Annotated in this window: 8 protein-coding genes; 2 read left to right on the top strand and 6 right to left on the bottom strand. The window is 56.7% G+C overall.

Annotated features, from left to right (window positions below; translation table 11 throughout):
- The 6 genes from K1Y02_24135 to K1Y02_24110 form a co-directional block, all read right to left on the bottom strand.
- Nucleotides 1-397 (bottom strand): phosphate ABC transporter permease subunit PstC (locus K1Y02_24135; protein ID MBX7259471.1); only part of this gene is annotated, 397 nt, incomplete at its 3' end.
- Between the two features lies 1 nt (nucleotide 398).
- Nucleotides 399-1,262: a phosphate ABC transporter substrate-binding protein gene (locus K1Y02_24130; protein MBX7259470.1), complete on the bottom strand. Its 864-nt coding sequence runs from the start codon at nucleotides 1,260-1,262 to the stop codon at nucleotides 399-401.
- A 59-nt stretch (nucleotides 1,263-1,321) separates the two neighbouring features.
- Nucleotides 1,322-3,151: a cell wall metabolism sensor histidine kinase WalK gene (locus K1Y02_24125; GenBank protein MBX7259469.1), complete on the bottom strand. Its 1,830-nt coding sequence runs from the start codon at nucleotides 3,149-3,151 to the stop codon at nucleotides 1,322-1,324.
- A 4-nt stretch (nucleotides 3,152-3,155) separates the two neighbouring features.
- Nucleotides 3,156-3,842 carry a response regulator transcription factor gene (locus tag K1Y02_24120; GenBank protein MBX7259468.1) on the bottom strand — a complete coding sequence of 229 codons (687 nt, stop codon included), beginning with the start codon at nucleotides 3,840-3,842 and terminating at the stop codon, nucleotides 3,156-3,158.
- Between the two features lie 294 nt (nucleotides 3,843-4,136).
- Nucleotides 4,137-5,165, bottom strand: coding sequence for an inorganic phosphate transporter (locus K1Y02_24115; protein ID MBX7259467.1), 1,029 nt, complete (start codon nucleotides 5,163-5,165; stop codon nucleotides 4,137-4,139).
- A gap of 4 nt (nucleotides 5,166-5,169) precedes the next feature.
- Entirely contained in the window at nucleotides 5,170-5,799 is a 630-nt protein-coding gene (locus tag K1Y02_24110; protein MBX7259466.1) for a DUF47 family protein, read from the bottom strand.
- A 321-nt stretch (nucleotides 5,800-6,120) separates the two neighbouring features.
- Here K1Y02_24110 and K1Y02_24105 point away from each other — a divergent pair, with 321 nt between their 5' ends.
- Together K1Y02_24105 and K1Y02_24100 are read left to right on the top strand one after the other, a co-directional pair.
- Nucleotides 6,121-6,321 (top strand): hypothetical protein, encoded by a 201-nt coding sequence (locus K1Y02_24105; protein ID MBX7259465.1) that lies wholly within the window; start codon nucleotides 6,121-6,123, stop codon nucleotides 6,319-6,321.
- Between the two features lie 252 nt (nucleotides 6,322-6,573).
- A partial coding sequence (locus K1Y02_24100; GenBank protein ID MBX7259464.1) for a hypothetical protein occupies nucleotides 6,574-6,849 on the top strand: 276 nt, incomplete at its 3' end.

Here is a 6,849-nt window from a genome sequence, read left to right as displayed (position 1 = left end):
CCGGCGCAACGACGATAAGTCCAAAGAATCCAAGAACGACGGACGGTATTGCCGCGACAAGCTCCACAAATGGCTTGAGAACCTCGCGCTCACGGGGTCCAGCCAGTTCCGCGATGTAGACAGCTCCACACACGCCAAACGGAATAGAGAGCAACGTCGCGAGAGTAGTCACCAGCAGCGATCCCGTTACAAGGGGGAAGATCCCGTAGGAGACTTCCTTAAGCGACGTCGGATTCCAGCGTCCATTCAGCAAGTGGGACAATCCGGGTTCCCTGACAAACGGCAACGCTTCTTTGAACAGAAACAGGAAGATCAGGAAAACGATTAAGATGCTGGCAGACGCGGCAATGCGCAACGTATACCGTACGGCCAGTTCTTGCGTGTTCCGAAAACTCACGTTAATTCACCGTGATGTAACCTGTTTCGGAAATGACGGCCAAGCCTTCCGGAGTCGAGCAGAATTCCACGAACTCCTTGACTGCAGCCGATTCCTCACCCGCAGTGAACAGGAAGAGCAAACGCGCGATGGAGTACTCACCGCTGCGAACAGTCTCCGCGGACGGGACTACGGCAGGCTTGCTGGTTTCGGGCTTCACCCCAATCACCTTGACTTTGCCCGCGGCTTCTTTAGCGTACCCGAGGCCCACATAGCCGATTGCCCACGGCGAGTCCACTACGCTCTCGAGAATTGCCGACGTTGCAGGCAGCAGCAAAGCGTCCTGCCGAAAGTCCTGCTTGTTCAGAACATGCTCCAGGAAGAACAAGTACGTGCCCGAGCTCGATTCGCGAGAAAGCGCTATGACCTTTTCGTCAGGACCGCCCACCTGCGCCCAGCTTGTTATTTCACCGGTGTAGATCTTCCGAATCTGTTCGGTGGTGAGTTCATTGATGGGGTTACCCGTATTCACCACCAACGCAATTCCGTCTCGCGCGACCGCATGCTCATTAAGCTTGAGGCCCTTTTTCGCCGCCTGCTCTTTCTCTTCTTCCTTGAGGTCGCGCGACGAGGAACAGATATCGGTTGTTCCATTGAGCAACGCGGCGATTCCCGTCCCCGATCCGCCGCCCGTCACCGTAACGGTCTTGCCGGGATGGGTCTTCATGAAGGCTTCCGCCCACCCGGTCACGAGGTGAAGCATCGTATCGGAGCCCTTGATCGAGATGGACCCCGAATTGGCGCCCCGCTGCGACGGCCCGCACGAAAAGAGGGCCGCGGGCAACGCGACAAGACATAACGCATGTATCAACCGGATTCTGCTCATTGTTCATTTCCCTAACTTGAGTTGGCCTTATTTCTGCCTACAAGCGTATTAAATCTCTGTTAGGGTTGCGTTAGAGTCTCGGAATTTCCTGAAGAATCCTGATCGAGGGCATCTAGCCCGCCGCAGGGGATGTGAATACAGAATGTGCTGCCTTTTTGTGGGGCGCTGTCGACGGTTGCTTGTCCATGATGAGCGCGCGCGATGTGCTTAACAATCGCCAAGCCCAGCCCCGTGCCGCCGAGCTTGCGGCTTCGCGCTTTGTCCACGCGATAGAATCGTTCGAATATTCGGTGCAAGTGCTCTTTGGCAATCCCACAACCGTGATCACGCACGCGAATCGTCAGTTGGTTGCCTCTCTTTCGCACCTCAGCTTCGACTTCTGTGTTCTCATCGCTGTATTTGATCGCATTGTCCAGCAGATTTTCCACGGCGAGCTGGAGCAACGCGGCATTCGCCCTCACGGAAGTATCTTCGTCGCTCTCCGCGCGGATCGTGATTCCTTTTGCGGAGGCTTTCTCCTGGCATTGCAGAACGGCTGCTTCGACGATCTGCCGGGCCTGCACCCATTCCTTCTGAATCTCGTCCCGCTCGCTTCCTTGCTCCAATCGCGACAGGTTCAGCAAGTCCTCGATGAGCGAGTACAGGCGGTCTGCCTGCCTGGTTATAATTTCGACGAACCGCCGCGCATCTTCTCGCTCATCCAGCGCTCCATCCAATAGCGTCTCCGCATATCCCTTAATCGAGGTGATTGGGGTCTTGAGTTCATGGGACACATTGCTGACAAAATCGCGGCGCGCATTTTCGAGACGCCTCAGTTCGGTGATGTCGTGAAATACGATCAAGCCGCCGATGCTTTTGCCGTCGGCATTCGCCAACGGCGTCGCGTGCACGTGCACAAATCGTTCCGTCTGATACGTCAGCAGGATATCGCGGGCGATAGGTTCGTTGACGCGATGAACCGACTCGGCGATACGTTGGACTTCCGTGTTGCGAATTACCTCATGCAGCATCTTTCCCACGGCCTTCGCAGGCACGACATGAAACAGTTCGGCCGCCGCCGTGTTGATGTTCAGGATTCGCTCCTCAGTATCTACGGCTACAACGCCCTCCACCATGCTCGACAGCACGGCCTCCAATTCGTTGCGTTGCCGTTCAACCGTGCCGATGCGCTCTTGAAGTTGAAGGGCCATATGGTTCATGGCTTCCGCCAATTGTCCCAATTCCGTCGTGTTCGGCACACGCAGGCGCGCCGACAGATCGCCTTGAGCGTAGCGCCGCGCACTTTGCCTCATTTGTTCTATCGGCCGCGTTATCCGCCTGGAAACCGCCAATCCCAACACCGACGCGAGAAGCGCGATGACAAGAAATCCGAGGGCGATATGCCGGTATGCCTCGCGTAACGTCACTTCGACGGCTTCGAGCGGGACAGAAACCCGTGCCACTCCCTCAACCTTGCCGTTTCGGTAAACCGGCACGGCCACATAGCATGTCGTCTTGCCTAGGGTGTTACTGAATCGCTCCGCCTTCCCCACGTTACCCGCGAACGCTTCCTGGATCTCCGGGCGCGTCGCATGGTTTTCCATGTCCGCGGGGAGTCCTTCCGAGTCGGCCAGAACCGACCCGTCGAGTTTAACCAGCGTAATTCGGATGCCTGAGGCTTTGCCCAGTTCCTTGCAGAGCGCGTCAAGCTCCTCGGGCGGGGCGGTGAAGAACAGATCGCCTTCCAGCAAACGTACAATGTTTGCGCGGCTCTCCAAGCTTTTGCGCGTTTCATTGAGATAGAAATCGTGCAACGTCTGCGTGAAATAGAGGGTACACGCGAGAAGCGATACAACGGTCACTAGAACCAGAAGGGGAAACAACTGCCAGAGGAGGGAGCGCCTTGCCAATGTACTACTCCTTCAATCGATAGCCCACGCCTCGCACCGTCTCGATACAGGCGCCCGCATCGCCCAGCTTCTTGCGCAGACCGACAATTTGCACGTCCACCGCGCGATCCGTCACAGCATATCCGGCCCCACGCACCGAGTCGACAATTTGGGAACGAGAGAATACCCAACCGGGGCGCCTCGCGAGGCACTGCAACACGCGAAACTCTGTAAAGGTAAGTTCTATGGGCTCGCCGTTCACGAGAACCTCATGCCGGCCGGGATGAATCACCATCCCGTGTACGCGAATTGTCGTGTTCTTTTCGACGGCTTCGGCTTCTCTGCGCCGCAGCACGGCCTGAACACGAGCCAACAATATCCGTGGACTGAAGGGTTTCGTAACGTAGTCGTCCGCACCTAACTCAAGTCCGCGTACCACATCGCCCTCTTCTCCGCGGGCCGTCAACATGATGACAGCCGCGTCCTTTGTCTTCGGGTCGTTCTTCAGCAGGGTGCAGACTTCCAGGCCGTCCAATCCAGGCAGCATGAGGTCCAACACGACCAAATCGGGAGACATGGTTCTCGCCGCTTTTACGGCTTCGCCTCCCGACGACACGCAAGATACGCGGAATCCGGCTTTGGTTAGGTTGTAGTTGACGAGTTCGAGGATGTCTTCCTCGTCATCGACGACAAGGATAGTCTCCCGTGCCATGTGCGTTCTCCACTCGGTCGCGACGCCGATCACGCCATCACGCTAACATTTGACTGTTAGGAACTTGTTAGCGTCCTAACAACAGAGAAACGCGCTACCGCATCCTAGTCCGAATTGCTCACAAACACACGCGTGAATGTCCCGCGATCAGGCTGCTTGCGAGACTGGGAGCGAAAAGCAACACACTTCTCCAAAGACGGAGTGTGTTGGTGAGAAATCCTCATGGCGTAACCTCAACGCCTTGCACGTGAGCAATTTGCGCCGGCGCTCAGTTGCTCCGGTGCGAATTGCGGACTAGAAGGACGGAACGATTAGCTGGATTGCCCAGAAGCACAAGGCCGCGACCAAGGCCGAAAAGGGAATCGTAAAAACCCACGCCCAGATGATTCGCCGCGCAACGCCCCAACGGATCGTGGAGAACTTCGTCGTCGAACCGACGCCAACGATGGCTCCGGTTATGGTGTGAGTCGTCGAGACGGGTATGCCAAGGTGCGTGGCGATGAAGAGGGTGGCAGCGCCCGCGGTCTCCGCGCAAAAACCGCCAACCGGCTTCAATTTGGTGATCCGCATTCCCATGGTCTTCACGATGCGCCACCCGCCAAACGCGGTTCCTACGGACATCGCAATCTGGCAGGAGAGAATAATCCACGAGGTATGCCAGTCCAGAAGAGACAGTTGCACGTCAGGTGTGAAATAGCCCGCGGCCACCAGCAACGCCACAATCACGCCCATCGTTTTCTGCGCGTCGTTGCCTCCGTGCCCCAGCGAATACAGCGCCGCGGAGACGAGCTGTCCGCGCCGGAAGAGATTGTCGACGGAGATGGGCCGCCACCTGCGGAACATCCAGTACACGATTACCATAAACGCGAAGCCAAGAATCATGCCGAACAAGGGAGCCAGTGGAATGTACTCCACGGTCGCCATGACTTTGCTCCACTGAATAACATCAACCCCCTTGTGCGCGATCCCCGCCCCCACGAGACCTCCGATAAGGGCGTGGGAGGAACTCGTTGGCAGCCCCCACCACCACGTCATGAGGTCCCAGACTATGGCCCCTAATAGGCCGGTGAGAACCACGTACATGTAAGCGGGATCGCTTGCGTCGATGTGCACGATCTTCGATACGGTGTCGGCAACCCGAGGGGCAAACACAAACATTGCAACAAAATTGAAGAAGGCAGCCCATATTACCGCGGCGCGAGGGCTGAGGACTCGCGTAGAGACTACCGTGGCAATGGAGTTAGCCGAATCGTGGAATCCGTTAATTACGTCGAAAGCCAGAGCCACGATAACGGTCAGAATTACGAGAAAGAGGGGGTCCATACGATCAGGATACCTCGATTACGATGCGCTCGATAATATGCGCAATCTCTTCGCAGCGGTCCGTGGCCTTTTCCAGGCGCTCGAAGATCTCTTTCCACTTGATGACGAGAATCGCGTTTGTCTCTTCCCGAAACAGACGCGTGAGCGCTTCCCTGAGGATCAGATCGCCTTCATTCTCCAAGTGGTAAATCGAAATCAGCTCATCCTTGATCGTCTTGGTTTCTTTAATCGTCCGTAGGCCGCGTACGGCAATCTCCATCGATCGGACCGCTTTGAGCAGCACTTCGGCGGACTTGCGGGCCTCCTCGCGTATTTCCACCAACTCATAGAGCGCCATTCGTGAGGCCGTGGCATCTACGGAGTCGACGACGTCGTCCATCCGCTTGATCAGCGCATGGATATCGACACGGTCGATGGGCGTAACAAATGTCTTGTTCAGATCGTCGATACACCGGTGGGCCACGTCGTCCGCCTGGTGTTCGATGTCTTTGATCTTTGCCGCGTGCCGGTCCAGTCCGTCCTTGTGACCTTCTGTGAGTTCCAGGAAGGCCTGGCAGGCCTTCACCGACAACGCCGCAAGCTGCTCAAAGTAGTCAAAAAAACACACTTCCTTCGGCAAAAACGCTCGAAACATGAGTCTACCCTTCCCCCATGCCTGGGACTTCGTCCAGACAGGCACGGACAACCCCAACGCGAAAAGCGAACATGGGTTTTCGCTCGATGTACATGAGGCGCGCGTCTACTCCAAACCGCAACCCTACTGAAGCCGCCACAACGGGTCCGCAACCATCGTTGGGACGGCGCGCAACGCGATCCTAACCGGACGCACACTTCTGCTTAATACGTCCATGCCAAGATTTGTCACGAAACGAAAAACTCGTGAGGCGTTGCGGGCAGTATGATACTAAATCCGGGTGTCTCAAGCGAAATATCTGTTGGAGGCTTCGCTCCCTTCGTGTCTAAGAGACCAGGAAAGCGGCCTTTGCTGGAGAAAAGCACGGCGAAAGACAACTCCCTGATGGTCCCATTCACGCTTGAGACTCTAGCGCAGACCGTGGTCAGCCTGCGCTGGAGCGCCGAAAACAGACTTGCCGAATCGGACGAAAGCCCTTTGTGTCGGCCCACGGCAAACAGGCTCACGCCGGCGAGTGACTGAGCATCGGCTCTTTGACCGCCGGGGGAGGAGCATTCTGAATACCAGGCCGGGACTCCCCGGGCGGTTCAACCCATCTCCGGCTCGATACTGTTATCGCTGCAATCGTGATAGGCAAGTGGCGCGTCGGTCTGCTTCTCAAACAGGAAGTAGACACCTCGTTTGTGGTACAAGAGTATCTCATAAGCAGCGCAGGGCAAGTCTTCCGGTTGTGTTCACGGGAATCCTTGTCCCCATACGTCTTGGGAAATACTCATGCAGCACCCAGAGAACGCGTCGAAACCAAACGCCGTCTCCGCTGACCCCGCCAATCCTTATAACATCGACTTCGAAAAAGAGCGGCGAAGCAAGCGTATGTTCGTCATCTTGATTGCGACGGGCTTCGTTTTGGCGGCGATTCTTCTTATCCTGGGCTTTGTACTCGACCACGTAGCCAATCCGCCCGTCCCGGCGTCCACGCCCGTCATCCAACAGCCCGCTCCCCAGAGCCTGCATCCACCCGTGGAATCCGGGCAGACTTCAGCGAGCGAG

It is taken from the genome of Candidatus Hydrogenedentota bacterium, assembly GCA_019695095.1.
Classification (GTDB): Bacteria; Hydrogenedentota; Hydrogenedentia; order Hydrogenedentales; family SLHB01; genus JAIBAQ01.
Note: the sequence above shows the minus strand (reverse complement) of the source record. Positions and strands in the feature narration are given on the sequence as shown.

Bases quoted from the DNA above. Each gene is read 5' to 3' on its own strand.
- K1Y02_24115 (MBX7259467.1), bottom strand. From the start codon at position 5,165: ATGGACCCCCTCTTTCTCGTAATTCTGACCGTTATCGTGGCTCTGGCT.
- K1Y02_24130 (MBX7259470.1), bottom strand. From the start codon at position 1,262: ATGAGCAGAATCCGGTTGATACATGCGTTATGTCTTGTCGCGTTGCCC.
- K1Y02_24120 (MBX7259468.1), bottom strand. From the start codon at position 3,842: ATGGCACGGGAGACTATCCTTGTCGTCGATGACGAGGAAGACATCCTC.
- K1Y02_24110 (MBX7259466.1), bottom strand. From the start codon at position 5,799: ATGTTTCGAGCGTTTTTGCCGAAGGAAGTGTGTTTTTTTGACTACTTT.